This is a genomic window from Brevundimonas sp. KM4, from assembly GCF_000964075.1.
Taxonomy (GTDB): domain Bacteria; phylum Pseudomonadota; class Alphaproteobacteria; order Caulobacterales; family Caulobacteraceae; genus Brevundimonas; species Brevundimonas huaxiensis.
On the sequence record NZ_JZRG01000005.1, the window covers coordinates 36,894 to 50,558 of the forward strand.

The 13,665-nt window shown below is 67.8% G+C and carries 17 protein-coding genes; 13 read left to right on the plus strand and 4 right to left on the minus strand.

The features are described 5' to 3' along the window. Positions 1 to 82: 82 nt before the first annotated feature. From ftsH to VH88_RS01685, 9 genes are all read left to right on the plus strand, one after another. Positions 83 to 2,038 carry an ATP-dependent zinc metalloprotease FtsH gene (gene ftsH, locus VH88_RS01645; RefSeq protein WP_039246156.1) on the plus strand — a complete coding sequence of 652 codons (1,956 nt, stop codon included), beginning with the start codon at positions 83 to 85 and terminating at the stop codon, positions 2,036 to 2,038. Between the two features lie 171 nt (positions 2,039 to 2,209). After that, positions 2,210 to 3,424, plus strand: coding sequence for an acyltransferase family protein (locus tag VH88_RS01650; RefSeq protein ID WP_045809709.1), 1,215 nt, complete (start codon positions 2,210 to 2,212; stop codon positions 3,422 to 3,424). 64 nt (positions 3,425 to 3,488) lie between these two features. Beyond that, entirely contained in the window at positions 3,489 to 4,142 is a 654-nt protein-coding gene (locus tag VH88_RS01655; RefSeq protein ID WP_045809710.1) for a hypothetical protein, read from the plus strand. 3 nt (positions 4,143 to 4,145) lie between these two features. Next, positions 4,146 to 4,448 (plus strand): transcriptional regulator, encoded by a 303-nt coding sequence (locus tag VH88_RS01660; RefSeq protein WP_045809711.1) that lies wholly within the window; start codon positions 4,146 to 4,148, stop codon positions 4,446 to 4,448. Then, positions 4,445 to 5,260, plus strand: coding sequence for a dihydropteroate synthase (folP, locus tag VH88_RS01665; RefSeq protein ID WP_045809712.1), 816 nt, complete (start codon positions 4,445 to 4,447; stop codon positions 5,258 to 5,260). Before VH88_RS01660 ends, folP begins: the two co-directional genes overlap by 4 nt. Before the next feature lie 63 nt (positions 5,261 to 5,323). Continuing rightward, complete coding sequence (locus VH88_RS01670) at positions 5,324 to 5,680, plus strand: DMT family protein (RefSeq protein ID WP_045809713.1); 357 nt, start codon at positions 5,324 to 5,326, stop codon at positions 5,678 to 5,680. A 42-nt stretch (positions 5,681 to 5,722) separates the two neighbouring features. Further along, positions 5,723 to 6,067 carry a multidrug efflux SMR transporter gene (locus VH88_RS01675; RefSeq protein ID WP_045809714.1) on the plus strand — a complete coding sequence of 115 codons (345 nt, stop codon included), beginning with the start codon at positions 5,723 to 5,725 and terminating at the stop codon, positions 6,065 to 6,067. Further along, positions 6,064 to 6,864: a bifunctional hydroxymethylpyrimidine kinase/phosphomethylpyrimidine kinase gene (gene thiD, locus VH88_RS01680; RefSeq protein ID WP_045809715.1), complete on the plus strand. Its 801-nt coding sequence runs from the start codon at positions 6,064 to 6,066 to the stop codon at positions 6,862 to 6,864. The genes VH88_RS01675 and thiD overlap by 4 nt, the downstream gene beginning before the upstream one ends. Beyond that, positions 6,861 to 7,436 carry a nucleotidyltransferase family protein gene (locus VH88_RS01685; RefSeq protein ID WP_045809716.1) on the plus strand — a complete coding sequence of 192 codons (576 nt, stop codon included), beginning with the start codon at positions 6,861 to 6,863 and terminating at the stop codon, positions 7,434 to 7,436. The genes thiD and VH88_RS01685 overlap by 4 nt, the downstream gene beginning before the upstream one ends. Here VH88_RS01685 and VH88_RS01690 read toward each other — a convergent pair. Then, positions 7,433 to 7,822 (minus strand): DUF983 domain-containing protein, encoded by a 390-nt coding sequence (locus VH88_RS01690; RefSeq protein WP_039246144.1) that lies wholly within the window; start codon positions 7,820 to 7,822, stop codon positions 7,433 to 7,435. The two genes, VH88_RS01685 and VH88_RS01690, sit on opposite strands and share 4 nt — an antisense overlap. Positions 7,823 to 7,945: 123 nt before the next feature. On the opposite strand from VH88_RS01690, the gene VH88_RS01695 reads away from it, so the two are divergent. Continuing rightward, the gene (locus tag VH88_RS01695; RefSeq protein ID WP_045809717.1) at positions 7,946 to 10,795 is read left to right on the plus strand and encodes a lipopolysaccharide assembly protein LapB; all 2,850 of its coding nucleotides are present in this window, start codon (positions 7,946 to 7,948) and stop codon (positions 10,793 to 10,795) included. A gap of 78 nt (positions 10,796 to 10,873) precedes the next feature. Here VH88_RS01695 and VH88_RS01700 read toward each other — a convergent pair whose 3' ends face one another. The 3 genes from VH88_RS01700 to VH88_RS01710 form a co-directional block, all read right to left on the minus strand. Continuing rightward, positions 10,874 to 11,152: an HU family DNA-binding protein gene (locus tag VH88_RS01700; protein ID WP_017506838.1), complete on the minus strand. Its 279-nt coding sequence runs from the start codon at positions 11,150 to 11,152 to the stop codon at positions 10,874 to 10,876. Positions 11,153 to 11,266: 114 nt separating this feature from the next. Then, a complete protein-coding gene (gene fliP / locus VH88_RS01705) occupies positions 11,267 to 12,079 on the minus strand; it encodes a flagellar type III secretion system pore protein FliP (RefSeq protein ID WP_039244769.1) in 813 nt (270 codons plus the stop codon). Beyond that, the gene (locus VH88_RS01710; RefSeq protein WP_045809718.1) at positions 12,076 to 12,351 is read right to left on the minus strand and encodes a flagellar biosynthetic protein FliO; all 276 of its coding nucleotides are present in this window, start codon (positions 12,349 to 12,351) and stop codon (positions 12,076 to 12,078) included. The genes fliP and VH88_RS01710 overlap by 4 nt, the downstream gene beginning before the upstream one ends. 145 nt (positions 12,352 to 12,496) lie before the next feature. Between VH88_RS01710 and flgB the strand changes: the two genes are divergently transcribed. The 3 genes from flgB to VH88_RS01725 are packed head-to-tail and all read left to right on the plus strand — an operon-like array spanning position 12,497 to position 13,659. Beyond that, positions 12,497 to 12,901, plus strand: coding sequence for a flagellar basal body rod protein FlgB (gene flgB / locus VH88_RS01715; protein ID WP_045809719.1), 405 nt, complete (start codon positions 12,497 to 12,499; stop codon positions 12,899 to 12,901). A 25-nt stretch (positions 12,902 to 12,926) separates the two neighbouring features. After that, entirely contained in the window at positions 12,927 to 13,346 is a 420-nt protein-coding gene (flgC, locus tag VH88_RS01720) for a flagellar basal body rod protein FlgC (protein ID WP_369796239.1), read from the plus strand. Positions 13,347 to 13,356: 10 nt separating this feature from the next. Then, on the plus strand, positions 13,357 to 13,659 hold the full coding sequence (locus VH88_RS01725) for a flagellar hook-basal body complex protein FliE (RefSeq protein WP_045809720.1): 303 nt from the start codon (positions 13,357 to 13,359) through the stop codon (positions 13,657 to 13,659). The last annotated feature ends 6 nt before the right edge of the window (positions 13,660 to 13,665 follow it).

A 13,665-nucleotide genomic window follows, 5' to 3' on the forward strand; every position in this document is an offset into this window, starting at 1 on the left:
ACGCTGATTAAGCCCCTATTTTCCCAGACAGACACATCCAGACCGTCGATCCCACCGGGGTCGCGGACGACCGAGGACCTCAATGAACCTGCGTAATCTGGCGATCACCGGCGTGATCATTCTGGCGTTGCTGGCGGGCTATGCGGCGCTGTCGCAGGGCGGCGCCATGAACGGCGTGACGGGCCAGCCGGCCGGCAAGCCCGAGGCCATCAGCTATTCCCAGCTGGTGCAGCGTGTGAACGCGGGCGAGGTCAAACAGGTGACCATCCGCCTGGACAAGGTGAACGGCGAGCTGAAGAACGGCGAACGCTTCACCTCCACCACCGTCTATCCGAACGAACAGCTGGTGGCCCAGATGCTGGCCGCCAACGTCGAGATCGACGCCAAGTCGGGCGGCCAGTCGATCTGGATGAGCCTGCTGCTGGGCATTCTGCCGATCGCGCTGCTGATCGGCGTGTGGATCTTCTTCATGCGCCAGATGCAGGGCGGGGCGAAGGGCGCCATGGGCTTCGGCAAGTCCAAGGCCAAGCTGCTGACCGAGCACAAGGGCCGCAAGACCTTCGACGACGTCGCGGGCGTGGACGAGGCCAAGGACGAACTGCAGGAGGTCGTCGACTTCCTGAAGGATCCGGGCAAGTTCCAGCGTCTGGGCGGCAAGATCCCCAAGGGCGCCCTGCTGGTCGGCCCTCCCGGCACCGGCAAGACGCTGCTGGCGCGCGCGGTCGCGGGCGAGGCGGGCGTGCCCTTCTTCTCGATCTCGGGTTCGGACTTCGTCGAGATGTTCGTCGGCGTCGGCGCCAGCCGCGTGCGCGACATGTTCGAACAGGCCAAGAAGAATGCGCCCTGCATCATCTTCATCGACGAAATCGACGCCGTCGGGCGTCACCGCGGCGCGGGTCTCGGCGGCGGCAATGACGAGCGTGAGCAGACGCTGAATCAGCTGCTGGTCGAGATGGACGGCTTCGAGGCGTCCGAGAACATCATCCTGATCGCCGCGACCAACCGTCCCGACGTGCTGGACCCGGCCCTGCTGCGGCCTGGTCGTTTCGACCGCCAGGTGGTGGTGCCGAACCCGGATGTCTCGGGCCGCGAACGCATTCTGCGCGTCCACATGAAGGACGTGCCCCTGGCCGCCGATGTGAATGTGAAGACCATCGCGCGCGGGACGCCCGGCTTCTCGGGCGCCGACCTGGCCAATCTGGTCAACGAGGCGGCCCTGATGGCGGCGCGCAAGGACCGTCGCATGGTCACCCACCGCGACTTCGAAGACGCCAAGGACAAGGTGCTGATGGGTTCGGAACGCCGCTCCATGGCGATGAACGAGGAAGAAAAGCGTCTGACCGCCTATCACGAGGCCGGTCACGCCATCGTCGCCATGAACGTCAAGATGGCCGACCCGGTGCACAAGGCGACCATCGTCCCGCGCGGCCGGGCGCTGGGCATGGTGATGCAGTTGCCGGAAGGCGACCGCTATTCGATGAAGTATCAGCAGATGATCGACCGGATCGCCATCATGGCGGGCGGCCGCGTCGCCGAGGAGCTGATCTTTGGGCCGGAGAACATCACCTCGGGCGCCAGCTCGGACATCGAACAGGCGACCAAGCTGGCCCGCGCCATGGTCACCCGCTGGGGCTTCTCGGACAAGCTGGGCACCGTGGCCTACGGCGAGAACCAGGAAGAGGTGTTCCTGGGCCACTCGGTCGCCCGCAGCCAGAACATCTCCGAAGAGACGGCGCGCACCATCGACGAAGAAGTCCGTCGCCTGGTGACCTCGGGCTGGGACGAGGCGCGCACGATCCTGACCACCAAGGCCGAGGATCACGAGAAGCTGTCGCAGGCCCTGCTGGAATACGAAACCCTGTCGGGCGAGGAGATCAAGGACCTGCTGGAGAAGGGCGTCGCGCCGAACCGCGACGAGAACAACTTCCCCAACGCCGGGCCTTCGGTCTCGGTGCCGGTGACGCCGGTGTCGGACGGCACGGACATCGAGGTTCCGGTCGCCGCGCCGGCCGCGACGAGCGTGCCGACGGTTCACTGAACCCAGGCCTGATCTAAATGCGGGAATCCCGCCGGGAGAGCGATCTCCCGGCGGGTTTTTCTTTGGGCGTCTGGCTGATCCACTGGCCAGCGCAACAACCATTTCGACGAACAAGTTTGCATCACAAACATGTCTGTGAGATATGGCGGTCTCAATTGTGGGAGGGACGTCATGTTGATATCGAAAGCAGAGCAGGGGGAACGGCTGCACGGGCTGGATGCGTTGCGCGCCGGGGCGCTGCTGCTGGGGGTGGTGCTGCACGCCAGCCTGTCCTTTGTCCCGCCGCAGATCTGGATTGTGGCGGACGACAGCCGGTCGATCGGCGCCGCCTGGCTGTTCTTCGCCATCCATCTGTTTCGCATGACGGCCTTCTTCCTTATCGCGGGTCTGTTCGCGCACAGGATGCTGGCGCGGCGAGGTTGGGCCGCCTTCGCCAGGGATCGGGCGGTGCGGATCGCCGGGCCGCTGGCGGCCTTCTGGTTTCCGGTCATGGCGGGGATCGTCACGGCCCTGGTCTGGAATGCTCATGCCAATGGTCTGGTGACGCCCGGCGCGCCGCCGCCGCCGCCGACCTATGACTGGACCAACTTTCCGCTGACCCACCTGTGGTTTCTGTGGGTGCTGACCCTGTTCTACGCCGTCGTTCTGATCGTTCGCGCGGCGCTGGCTGTGCTGGATCGAAACGGACGGGCGGGGCCGGTGGTGGACAGGATCACCGGCGCGCTGATCGGCCCGTGGACGCCTGCCGTGCTGGCCGTTCCGCTCGCCCTGGTGCTGTGGCTGGATCCGAAGTGGATCGCCTTCTTCGCCGTGCCGACGCCGGACGCGGGCGTGATCCCGGACACCCCCGCCCTGGTCGGATTCGGCCTCGCCTTCGGCCTGGGCTTCGTGCTGGACCGGCGGCGTGATCTGCTGGCCCGTATCGCCAAATGGTCGCCGCTGTTCCTTTACGTGGCGCTGGTTTCGGGCGTGACGGCCTACATCCTTGCGGGCGGACCGAGCATCGCGCCGATGGGCGAGCCGACGGCCGGCAAGGCCCTGGCCGCCGCCGTCACGGCGGTCGCCGTCTATGCCTCGGCCCTGGCGGCCATGGGACTGTGCGTGCGGTTCGCCTCGGGCCACAGTCCGGTTCGGCGTTACCTCTCCGACGCCTCCTACTGGATCTATATCGTGCATCTGCCGCTGGTCATGCTGGCCCAGGTCTGGGTGCAGGATTGGGCTGGGCCGTGGTGGGTGAAGCTGATCGGCGTGTCGGCGGGCGTCTTCGCTGTGTGCCTGGCGTCCTACGAACTGCTGATCCGCCACAGCTTTATGGGGCGGTGGCTGAATGGCCGGCGCGTGCCGTGGCGCAACCGGCCTGCGCCTGCGCTGATCCCCGCCGAATAATTTGCAAACCCTTCCGGCGGCGTCCATCCGAGGGACGCGCCCGTCGCACAGGAATCACACAGCGATGTCCGACAAGTCCCGCACCGGCCCCGAAGCCGACCTGGCCTTCATGAAGGCCATTGTTCAGGGCGGCAATAATCCCAGGGCGACCCTGACGCTGGGCGTCGCCTATCTGGCGGGCGGCCTGCTCTATGGTCTGCAATGCCTGTTCCATATCGGTCAGGTGTGGGGGATCGTGCGCTGGCCGCCGCTGGGAAATCTCAGCTTTGTGGTCGCCATCACAGTCGCCTTCCTGATCGTCCTGACCTGGGCCGTGCGTGACGATCGCAAGACGGGGACGGCCGGCCCGATCGTCACCCGCACGCTGAATGCCGCCTTCAGCGGCGCGGGCATGGCCAATCTGGCGATCATCATCGTGTTCGGCGTGGGCGCGCGCCGCGATCAGGACTTCGCCGTCTGGCTCTATTATCCGGCGATGATCTTCGCGCTTCAGTCGGCGGCCTGGTTCGTGGCCTACAGTCTGAAGAAGAAGCCATGGATGCTGGCGACGTCGTTGGGCGGCTGGATCACGGCGGTCGCGCTGGGCGTCCTAGTGCGCGACGCGGTGATCTATCTCTATGTCTGCACACTCGCCCTGTTCGTGCTGTTCGCGGGACCGGGCTGGATCATGACGCGTGCGGCGCTGAAAGCCCGCGCCGTCGATACGGACGTCGGCTGATCCATGGGGCTGGACGCGCTCGGCAAGATCAACGAGGTCATCCACGGCCGGATGCGGCTGGGGATCATGGTCTATCTGGCCGACGCCGAGGCCGCCGACTTCACCGAGCTGAAGACGGTGCTGGAGGCGACGCAGGGCAATCTGTCGGTCCATATCAAGAAGCTGGAGGAGGCGGGATACGTGGCCGTGGCCAAGAGCTTCGTCAACAACAAGCCCCTGACCCGCGTGTCCATCACTCCGTCAGGGCGCAAGGCCTTCGCCGCCTATCTGGAGGCGCTGGGCGGTCTGATCGGGCGGTCGGCATGACTGTGCAGGTGATGGGCATCGTCAATGTGACGCCCGACAGCTTTTCGGACGGAGGACGATGGGCCTCGACCGAAGATGCGATTGATCAGGCGATGCGGCTGGTCGCGGACGGGGCCGATGTTCTGGACATCGGCGGCGAGAGCACCCGGCCGGGAGCCGAACCGGTAGGGGAGGCCGAGGAGATCGACCGGGTCGCGCCGGTCATCGCCGGCGTCCGCGCGCGGTGGGGCGGAGCGATCAGCGTCGATACGATGAAGCCCGCCGTCGCCCGCGCCGCCGTCGCGGCCGGGGCGACGATGTGGAACGATGTGACGGCGCTGAGCCATGCGCCCGACAGTGCGGCGGTCGCGGCCGAACTGGCTTGCGACGTGGTGCTGATGCACATGCAGGGCGAACCCCGCACGATGCAGGCGGACCCGCGCTATGACGACGTGGTGGGCGAAGTCCGGGATTATCTGCGTGGTCGGGCCGAGGCGGCGATGGCGGCGGGCGTGGCGCGCGAGCGGATCTGGCTGGACCCCGGCATCGGCTTCGGCAAGACCCTGGCGCACAATCTGGCGCTGACGGCGCGGTTGGACGCGCTGATCGATCTGGGCTTTCCGGTGCTGTACGCCGCCAGCCGCAAGCGCACGATCCAGGCCATCGATCCGACGGCGACCTTGGCGACTGACCGGCTGGGCGGATCGCTGGCCCTGGCGCTGGAAGGCGCGCGGCGCGGGGCGCGGATGGTGCGGGTCCACGACGTGCGCGAGACGGTGCAGGCGCTGAAGGTCCAGGCGGCGGTGATGGAGGCGGTGACAGCGGCGGAGTGAAGGCCCGCGACGGACGGGCGCAGCCGGTGTAGAGGGCAGATCTGCAACAGCCTTGGTCCGTCTATGCCCCTGACCGCCTACATCGCCCCCATCGTCATGCTGTGCCTGTCGAACGTCTTCATGACCTTCGCCTGGTACGGCCATCTAAAGTTCGATCACAAGCCGCTGTGGATCCTGGTCATCGCCAGCTGGGGCATCGCCTTCTTCGAATACTGGCTGGCGGTGCCGGCCAACCGGATCGGCATTCAGGTCTATTCGCCGGCTGAACTGAAGACGATGCAGGAAGTGATCACCCTGTTGGTCTTCGCCGGTTTCTCGATCCTGTATCTGGGCGAGAAGCTGACGGTGAACCATCTGGTCGGCTTCGCCTTCATCGCCCTGGGGGCCTTCTTCATCTTCAAGGGGCCGCTGGGCGGCTGATCGCGGCTTGCTCCGGACCGCGGCCTGTTCCATCTGGTCGCCATGTCCTGGGTGATGTCGATCAATCCGTGGGCGACGCTGGTCGTCGCCGGTCTGCTGGAGGTCCTGTGGGTCTCGGGCCTCAAGAACGTGGGCGTCAGCCGGCCGTGGACCTCGCTGGGGGTTGTGATCGCGCTGGCGGGCAGCATGATCCTGTTATGGGTCGCCACGCAGAAGCTGCCGATCGGCACGGCCTATGCGGTCTGGACCGGCATCGGGGCGGTGGGCGCGGCGGTGGTCGGCATCCTCGTTTATGGCGAGCCGGCGACGGCGGTCAGGGCGATGTGCATCCTGCTGATCGTGGCGGGCATCGTCGGGCTGAAACTGTTTTCTGGAGCGGCGGCATGAGCGCGCTTCATCAAGGTCGGGTGCTCATTCTGGCCGGGTCCGACAGCGGCGGCGGCGCGGGCATCCAGGCCGACATCAAGGCCGTGACGATGATGGGCGGGTTCGCCGCCACCGCCATCACGGCCATCACGGTGCAGAATACCCTGGGGGTGCACGGCGTCCATCCGCTGCCGCTGGATCTGATCGCCGCCCAGGCGCGGGCCGTGCTGGAGGACATCGGGACCGATGCGGTGAAAACCGGCATGCTGGGCTCGGTCGAGGTGGTCGAGACGGTCGCGGCCCTGCTGGACGAGGCGGACGCCCCGACGGTTGTTGATCCGGTCATGGTGGCCAAGGGCGGCCATCCGCTGTTGCCCGATGCGGCGGTCGAGGCGGTGAAGCAGCTGATGATCCCGCGCGCGGCCCTGCTGACGCCCAATGCGCCCGAGGCCGAGGCCCTGACAGGCCTTGCGGTCCACGACCTGGACGGCCAGAGGCGGGCGGGCGAGGCGCTGCTGGCCCTTGGGGCGCGGGCGGTGCTGATGAAGGGCGGCCATGTGTCGGGGCCGACGGTGATCGACCTGCTGATGACCGCAGACGGCGAGACGGTGCTGGAGGCCGAGCGGGTCGACACCCGCCACACCCACGGCACCGGCTGCACCCTGGCCAGCGCCTGTGCAGCCGGGCTGGCGATGGGGCGGCCGCTGGAGGTCGCGGTGGCCGAAGCCTGGGCCTATGTCGGCGAGGCGATCCGCCGCGCGCCCGGCCTGGGCGGCGGACACGGGCCGCTGGATCACGGCTGGCCGGTGCGGGGATGAGCGAGCTGGAGGCGGAACTGGCCGCCATCGTGCGCGCCGATGCTGGGTTGATGCATGTGCTGACGACCCTCCGGGCGCTGGACCTGCCCGACTGGCGGCTGGTGTCCGGGGCCGTCTATCAGGCCGTGTGGAACGCCCGGACAGGGCGGCCGGCGGGCTATGGGGTCAAGGACTACGACCTGGCCTATTTCGACGCGTCGGACCTGTCCTACGAGGCCGAGGACGTCGTCATCAAACGCGTCGCCGCCGCCTTCGACGAGCCGTTCCGCAGCCAGGTCGAGGTCCGCAACCAGGCGCGGGTGCATCTGTGGTTCCAGAACCGGTTCGGCGAACCCTATGCGCCGTTGCATTCGACCGACGAAGCGCTGGGACGGTTCGTGGCGCCGACCTTTGCGGTCGGGGTGCGGCTGGAGGCGGACGAAAGCCTCAGCGTCGCCGCGCCGTTCGGGCTGGACGACGTGTTCGCCCTGACGATCCGGCCCAACCCGAACCGGCCGACGGCCAGGGGCTGGGCCAAGGCCGTCGACAGCGCGCGGGCGCGCTGGCCCGAGCTGACGGTGATCGAGCCCTAGAAGGGTCCGTGCTTGCCGTTCGAGGAGAACTCGGGCGGGGCGGCCTTGTGGACATATTGTTCGGCGACCAGCCAGGCCTTGAAGGGGCGAAGGCAGCCCAGGCACAGGGCGACCAAGATGGGCAGGGTCACGACCAGATGCACCCAGATCGGCGGATGGACGGTGAAGTCGAACACCATCAGCAGGATCATCCCCACCACCCCGACGGCCGTCATGACGAAGAAGGCCGGGCCGTCCGCCGGATCGGCGAAGGCGTAGCTGAGCCCGCACGCCGGACATTCCGTCTGAAGCGTCAGATAGCCCTTGAACAGCGGACCCTTGCCGCAGCGAGGGCAGCGACAGGCCAGGCCGGTCTTCAGGGTGCTGAGGCGCGGATAATCGGTCATCTGGCGACTATGGGCGTTTAAAACGGCGCTGTCGCGTGGACCGGTTGTCCTAAGGCCATCCCTCATCACGGTGAACGGCGGTTAACCGCGATTAAAGGCCTTGTGCGGCATGGGTCGGGAGATATGTCCGGGGCCTCGCCGACAAAGCGCATCCTGAAGACGACCGTGGCCGCCGCCACGGCCGGCGCCGTCGTGTTCGCGCCGATGGCGCCGCTGGCCCAGGAAGTCGGCCGGTCGCGCGATCCGCTGTCCATCAATATCGGCGCCAACGCCGAGTTCACGCGGGTCGAGTTCGGCGGCGTGATCGGGGTGCGTTCGCGCGTCAGCCGCGAGGGCGACAAGGTCGTCGTCCGGCTAGGGACCACCGCCGCGCCCGACGTTTCGCGACTGAAGGTCGATCCGCCGGCGGGGGTGAAGTCGGTCGAGACGCGGCCGAGCCGGGGCGCGGGCGGCACGGACCTGATCCTGACACTGGAAGAGGGCGCGGATGCGCGCTCGGGCGTGGCGGACGGGGCGGTTTGGCTGAACCTGTATGCGCCCGGCAAGGCGCCGGAGGGCGGTGACGCCGCCAAGCCGCAGACGACCAAGGCCGTGGTGCCGGTGCGGGCCGAGACGGCCGGCGGCAAAACCGTCCTGACCTTCGACTGGGGCGCGCCGGTGGGGGCGGCCGTCTTCCGCCGGGGCGATGCGGTCTGGGTCGTGTTCGATACGGCCGCGCGCATGGATATGAGCGGCGCCAAGGCGCAGGGGTCGGCTAAGAACGCCCAGTGGGCGGCCGGGCCGGGCTATACGGCCCTGAGGATCGCCGAACCCGAAGGGCTGGGCGTCTCGGCGCAGGGTCAGGGCGGGACCTGGACCGTGACCTTGGGCGGCTCCGACGGGGCGGCGGGCGGGGTCGAGGTCGGCCGATCCGACGACGGCGCGCCGGTGCTGGTGGCGCAGATGGCCGGGGCGACCAAGGCGGTCTGGCTGACCGATCCGCTGGTTGGCGACCGGTTCGCGGCGGTGACGGCCCTGGCGCCCGGCAAGGGCTACGCCGGCGGACGGCGCACGGTCGATCTGAGCCTGATCCCGACGGCGCAGGGTCTGGCTGTGGAGACGGCGGCCGACGACCTGAAGATCGAGGCGGCCGGCGATCTGGTGACGCTGAGCCGGCCCAAGGGGCTGACGCTGTCGTCGCCGGCGGCCGGGCTGGAGACGGGCGACCACAATGCGGATGCGCCCAAACGGGCGGCCTATCCGGCGCTGATCGACGAGGCCTGGGCCGCGACGGGCGAGGCGGGATTCTCGGACCGCTATCGCCGGCTGCAGGATGCGGCCGGGCTGGAGACGATCGCGGCGGCCGACAATCCACGCGCGCCGATCGAGGCGCGGATGGCGCTGGCGCGGTTCCTGGTCGGGTCGGGCCTGAACTATGAGGCCATCGGGGTGCTGAACGCCCTGATCGCCAAGGCGCCCAACCTGCAAGGCGAGCCCGAAGTGCGCGGCCTGCGGGGCGTGGCGCGTGTCGGCGTCGGGCGCTTGGAGGAGGCCCAGGTCGATTTCGCGGGCGCGGCCCTGGCCAACGATCCGGCGACCAAGGTCTGGCTGGGCTATATCGCCTCGGAAATGGGCGACTGGGAGGGGGCGCGTCGCAACTTCGCCGCCGGCGCCCCGGCCATCGACAGCTTCCCCAAGGAATGGCGCGCGCGTTTCGGCGCGGCCCACGCCATGGCCGCGATCCAGTTGAATGATCTCGCCGCCGCCCAGCAGTTGTTGGCCTATGTCTTCAGCCAGGATGCGCCGGCGGTCGATCAACTGACCGCGCGTCTGGTGCAGGCCCGGATGTTCGAGCTGAACGGCGACAAGAACCGGGCGCTGGCGGTCTACAAGGCCGTGGCGCGCGCGCCGCTGGACGGGATCGCGACGCCGGCCAAACTGGGCGCCGTCAGCCTGGAGCTGGACAAGGGTGCGATCACGCCGGATCAGGCGACGGCCCAGCTGGAACAGCTGAAATGGCGCTGGCGCGGGGATGCGACCGAGATGGCGGTCGTGCGCAAACTGTCGGGCATCTATCTGCAGCAGGGGCGATACCGCGAGGCTCTGGACGCTCTGCGCGGCGCGGGCAAGCGGATGGCGGGCGTGCCGGGCGCGGCCGAGGTGCAGGCGGATCAGGCCAACGCCTTCCGCGCCCTGTTCCTGGACGGCGCGGCGGACGGTTTGCAGCCGGTGCAGGCGCTGGCGTTGTTCTATGACTTCCGCGAACTGACCCCGATCGGGGCGGATGGCGACGAGATGGTGCGGCGTCTGTCGCGCCGGCTGATCGACGTGGATTTGCTGGACCAGGCCGCCGAACTGCTGAAGCACCAGGTGGACGAGCGTCTGGATGGGGTGGCCAAGGCCCAGGTCGCGACCAATCTGGCCACCGTCTATCTGATGGACCGGCAGCCGGAGAAGGCGTTGCAGGCCATCTGGGGCTCGCGCACCACCCTGTTGCCCAATGCGATGAACAGCGAACGCCGGGCGCTGGAGGCGCGCGCCCTGATGGATTTGGGTCGGTTCGACCATGCGCTGGAAGTGCTGGACCGGGATCAGTCGAACCCGGCGCGCGAGGTACGGGCCGACATCTTCTGGAAGCAGCAGAAGTGGGGCGAGGCGGCGCCGATCTATGAGGCGCGGCTGGGCGATCGCTACAAGACCGCGACCACGCCGCTGACGCCGGCCGAGGAAAGCTGGCTGATCCGGGCGGGCGTCGGCTATTCGCTGGCGGGCGATCGGGCCGCGCTGCAGCGGCTGAGCGGGCGCTTTGGGCCGATGGTTCCCGGCGCGCGCTCGGCGGCGGCGCTGCGGGTCGCGCTGGACGACAATCTGTCGGGCGTGGCGGGGACGGGCGACTTCGCCAATCTGTCCAGCCAGGCCGACACCTTCGTCGGCTGGGTCAACAGCGCCAAACAGGCGTTCAGAAAAGAAGCCGACGCCAAGAGCGCCGCCTGAAATTGAAACGGGCGGAGATCGCGTCGCGACCCCCGCCCGTCGAGCATTGCCGGTCCTGCATCGCAGGACCGAAAAGGCTTAGCCGTTGACGGCGTCCTTCAGCGGCTTGGAGACGCGGAAGCGCACGGCCTTGGAGGCGGCGATCTTGATGGTCGCGCCGGTGGCCGGGTTGCGGCCTTCGCGCTCGGCGCGGTCGGCGGTGTCGAAGACGCCCAGGTTCGAGATGCGGATGTCGCCGCCCGACTTCAGGGTCGAGTGGATGTTTTCGACGATCGCGGTCAGCACCTTGCCGGCGTCGGCCTGCGAAACACCGGCGTCCTTGGCGACGGCGGCGATCAGTTCGGCTTGAGTGGTCATAAGAAGCGTTTCCAGTGTTAGTCGCCCGATTCCGAGCGAGGACCGGGGGATCAACACGGATTTCCCTATGCTTTGCAAGCGCCGATGACGCTTGAAGCCATATGGGGCGGGGGATTATCCGGTACCGGACGCCCGTTGGAAGCTCTCGACCAGGCTTCCGGCGACCAATCGCCAGCCGTCCACCAGCACGAAAAAGATCAACTTGAAGGGGAGGGAGACGACCACCGGAGGGAGCATCATCATGCCCATGGACATCAGCACGCTGGCCACCACCAGATCGATCACAAGAAACGGAACGAAAAGGAGAAATCCGATTTCGAAGGCCTTCTTCAACTCGCTGATCATGAAGGCCGGGGTGACCACGCGCAGGGGCAGGTCCTGGACGTTCTGGGGCGGGTCGATCTTCGACAGCCGGGTGAACAGGGCGAGGTCCCCGCGGTCCACCTGGGCCAGCATGAAGGTTTTTACGGGTTCGGACGCCTGATCGAAGGCCTGGGGCAGTTCGATCTGCTGATCCATCAGCGGACGGATGCCCGAATCATAGGCGTCCTGCCAGGTCGGGGCCATGACGATGGCGCTGAGGAATAGCGACAGGGACACCAGGACGGCGTTCGGCGGTGACTGTTGCAGGCCCAGCGCCGTGCGCAGCAGCGACAGGACCACGATGATCCGCACGAAGCTGGTCGTCATGATGACGATCGACGGCGCCAGGGACAGGACGGTCATCAGACCGACCAGCTGGACCACGCGCTGGGTTAGGCCGGCTCCGGTGCCGAGATCGATGTTCAGGGCCGAGCCGCTTTGCGCCGCCTGCTGGGCCAGGGCCGCGACGGGCCAGGCCAGACAGACCAGGGTGGTGAAAAGCGACAGCAGGGCTGCGCGTTTCAGCTCGGCGCCGGTCGGCTTCACGAAGACGGCGGGCTTCACTGGCCTAGCCCCTGCTGACGCGGTTCGATCAGTTCGCGGCCTTCGCCCAGCAGGATCAGCCGTTCCTCGTCATCGACGCGGACCAGAACGAGGCGACGGGCGGGGTCCAGCACCAGGGTCTCGACGACCTGAAGCCGGCGCTCGCCGCGCTCCGCATTCAGCCGGGCCAGGATTTGCGGCGCATAGCGCCGCGCAGCCCAGGCCGCGATCCCGATCAGGCCGAGGGTGAAGGCCAGGCCGAAGACCGCCCGGGCGAGATCGAGGAAATTCATGACGCTGCAAAGGCCCCGCGCAGTCCGCGCTTAAGCTGCGAATGTTAACCACCACGGTTAACGACCCGTTGAGATAACCCCCTATTAACCATCCAGGCGGCATTTTCTGCCCATCGCGCGCATCCGCGTCGCACGGGAGACCGCCATGGGCGTCGCCGACATACCGCTGCTGGGGCAGATCAAGGGCCGGCTGGGCTGGCTGGACGCACGCCAGCGGGTCATCGCCGAGAACGTGGCCAACGCCGATACGCCGGGCTACGTCGGACGCGACCTGAAACAGCCGACCGACTTCGCCGCGGCCATGCGCTCGGGCGGGGGTCTGCAGATGGTGCGCACCAATGCGGCCCATATCGCGCCGGCCGGTTCGCCGGTGCGGTTCGCTCCGACCAAGGCGCCCGATTCGGAGACCACGCTGGACGGCAACTCGGTGGTGGTCGAAGAGCAGATGCTGAAGATGGCCGAGAGCCGCATGGCGTATGACGCCGCCATTGGCTTCTACCAGAAATCCATGTCCATGATCCGCATGGCCGCCAAGCGGCCGGGCGCCTGAGCCGATGGCCGAGAAGGACTGACCCATGCCTGATCCCATCCCCCCTTCGAACAGCGCCATGGCGGTGGCGGCCTCGGCCCTGAAGGCGCAGCAGTCGCGCATGCGCGTGATCGCCGAGAACATCGCCAACGCCCAGTCGACGGCGCGCACGCCGGGCGGCGAGCCCTATCGCCGCCAGATCCCGGTCTTCCAGGCGCGCGAGGTCGATGGAGCGACCGGCGTCACCCTGGCCGAGGTCCGGCCCGACCAGGGCGACTTCAAGATGGACTATGACCCGTCGCACCCGGCCGCGAACGCGCAGGGCTATGTGATGCGGCCCAATGTCGACACCCTGGTCGAGGCAATGGACATGCGCGAGGCGCAGCGCGCCTATGAGGCCAATCTGAACGTCATCGAGACGGCGCGGTCGATGGACAGCCGCACCCTCGACATCATCAAACGCTGAGGACTAGGCCATGAATCCGATGATGGCCGCCAAGGCCTATGCCGCCGTCCAGGGCGGCGCCATGCCGACCGCAGCCCAGGCGCCGGGCGTCGGGGACGGCGGCTTCGCCGACCTGGTCAAGAACGCCATGACCGACATGACCCAGCAGTCGCGAGCGGCCGAAACCCAGATGACCCGCTCGGTCCAGGGCCAAGGCAATCTGATCGACGTTGTCACGGCGCTGAGCTCGGCCGAGGCGTCGCTGGAGACGGTGATCTCGGTCCGCGACCAGGTGATTTCCGCCTATAAGGAAATCATGGCGATGCCGATCTGACGGCGG

Excerpts from the sequence above, each read along its gene's own strand:
- ftsH (WP_039246156.1), top strand. The coding sequence starts at position 83 with ATGAACCTGCGTAATCTGGCGATCACCGGCGTGATCATTCTGGCGTTG.
- VH88_RS01650 (WP_045809709.1), top strand. The coding sequence starts at position 2,210 with ATGTTGATATCGAAAGCAGAGCAGGGGGAACGGCTGCACGGGCTGGAT.
- VH88_RS01655 (WP_045809710.1), top strand. The coding sequence starts at position 3,489 with ATGTCCGACAAGTCCCGCACCGGCCCCGAAGCCGACCTGGCCTTCATG.
- VH88_RS01660 (WP_045809711.1), top strand. The coding sequence starts at position 4,146 with ATGGGGCTGGACGCGCTCGGCAAGATCAACGAGGTCATCCACGGCCGG.
- folP (WP_045809712.1), top strand. The coding sequence starts at position 4,445 with ATGACTGTGCAGGTGATGGGCATCGTCAATGTGACGCCCGACAGCTTT.
- VH88_RS01670 (WP_045809713.1), top strand. The coding sequence starts at position 5,324 with ATGCCCCTGACCGCCTACATCGCCCCCATCGTCATGCTGTGCCTGTCG.
- VH88_RS01675 (WP_045809714.1), top strand. The coding sequence starts at position 5,723 with ATGTCCTGGGTGATGTCGATCAATCCGTGGGCGACGCTGGTCGTCGCC.
- thiD (WP_045809715.1), top strand. The coding sequence starts at position 6,064 with ATGAGCGCGCTTCATCAAGGTCGGGTGCTCATTCTGGCCGGGTCCGAC.
- VH88_RS01685 (WP_045809716.1), top strand. The coding sequence starts at position 6,861 with ATGAGCGAGCTGGAGGCGGAACTGGCCGCCATCGTGCGCGCCGATGCT.
- VH88_RS01690 (WP_039246144.1), bottom strand. The coding sequence starts at position 7,822 with ATGACCGATTATCCGCGCCTCAGCACCCTGAAGACCGGCCTGGCCTGT.
- VH88_RS01695 (WP_045809717.1), top strand. The coding sequence starts at position 7,946 with ATGTCCGGGGCCTCGCCGACAAAGCGCATCCTGAAGACGACCGTGGCC.
- VH88_RS01700 (WP_017506838.1), bottom strand. The coding sequence starts at position 11,152 with ATGACCACTCAAGCCGAACTGATCGCCGCCGTCGCCAAGGACGCCGGT.
- VH88_RS01710 (WP_045809718.1), bottom strand. The coding sequence starts at position 12,351 with ATGAATTTCCTCGATCTCGCCCGGGCGGTCTTCGGCCTGGCCTTCACC.
- flgB (WP_045809719.1), top strand. The coding sequence starts at position 12,497 with ATGGGCGTCGCCGACATACCGCTGCTGGGGCAGATCAAGGGCCGGCTG.
- flgC (WP_369796239.1), top strand. The coding sequence starts at position 12,927 with ATGCCTGATCCCATCCCCCCTTCGAACAGCGCCATGGCGGTGGCGGCC.
- VH88_RS01725 (WP_045809720.1), top strand. The coding sequence starts at position 13,357 with ATGAATCCGATGATGGCCGCCAAGGCCTATGCCGCCGTCCAGGGCGGC.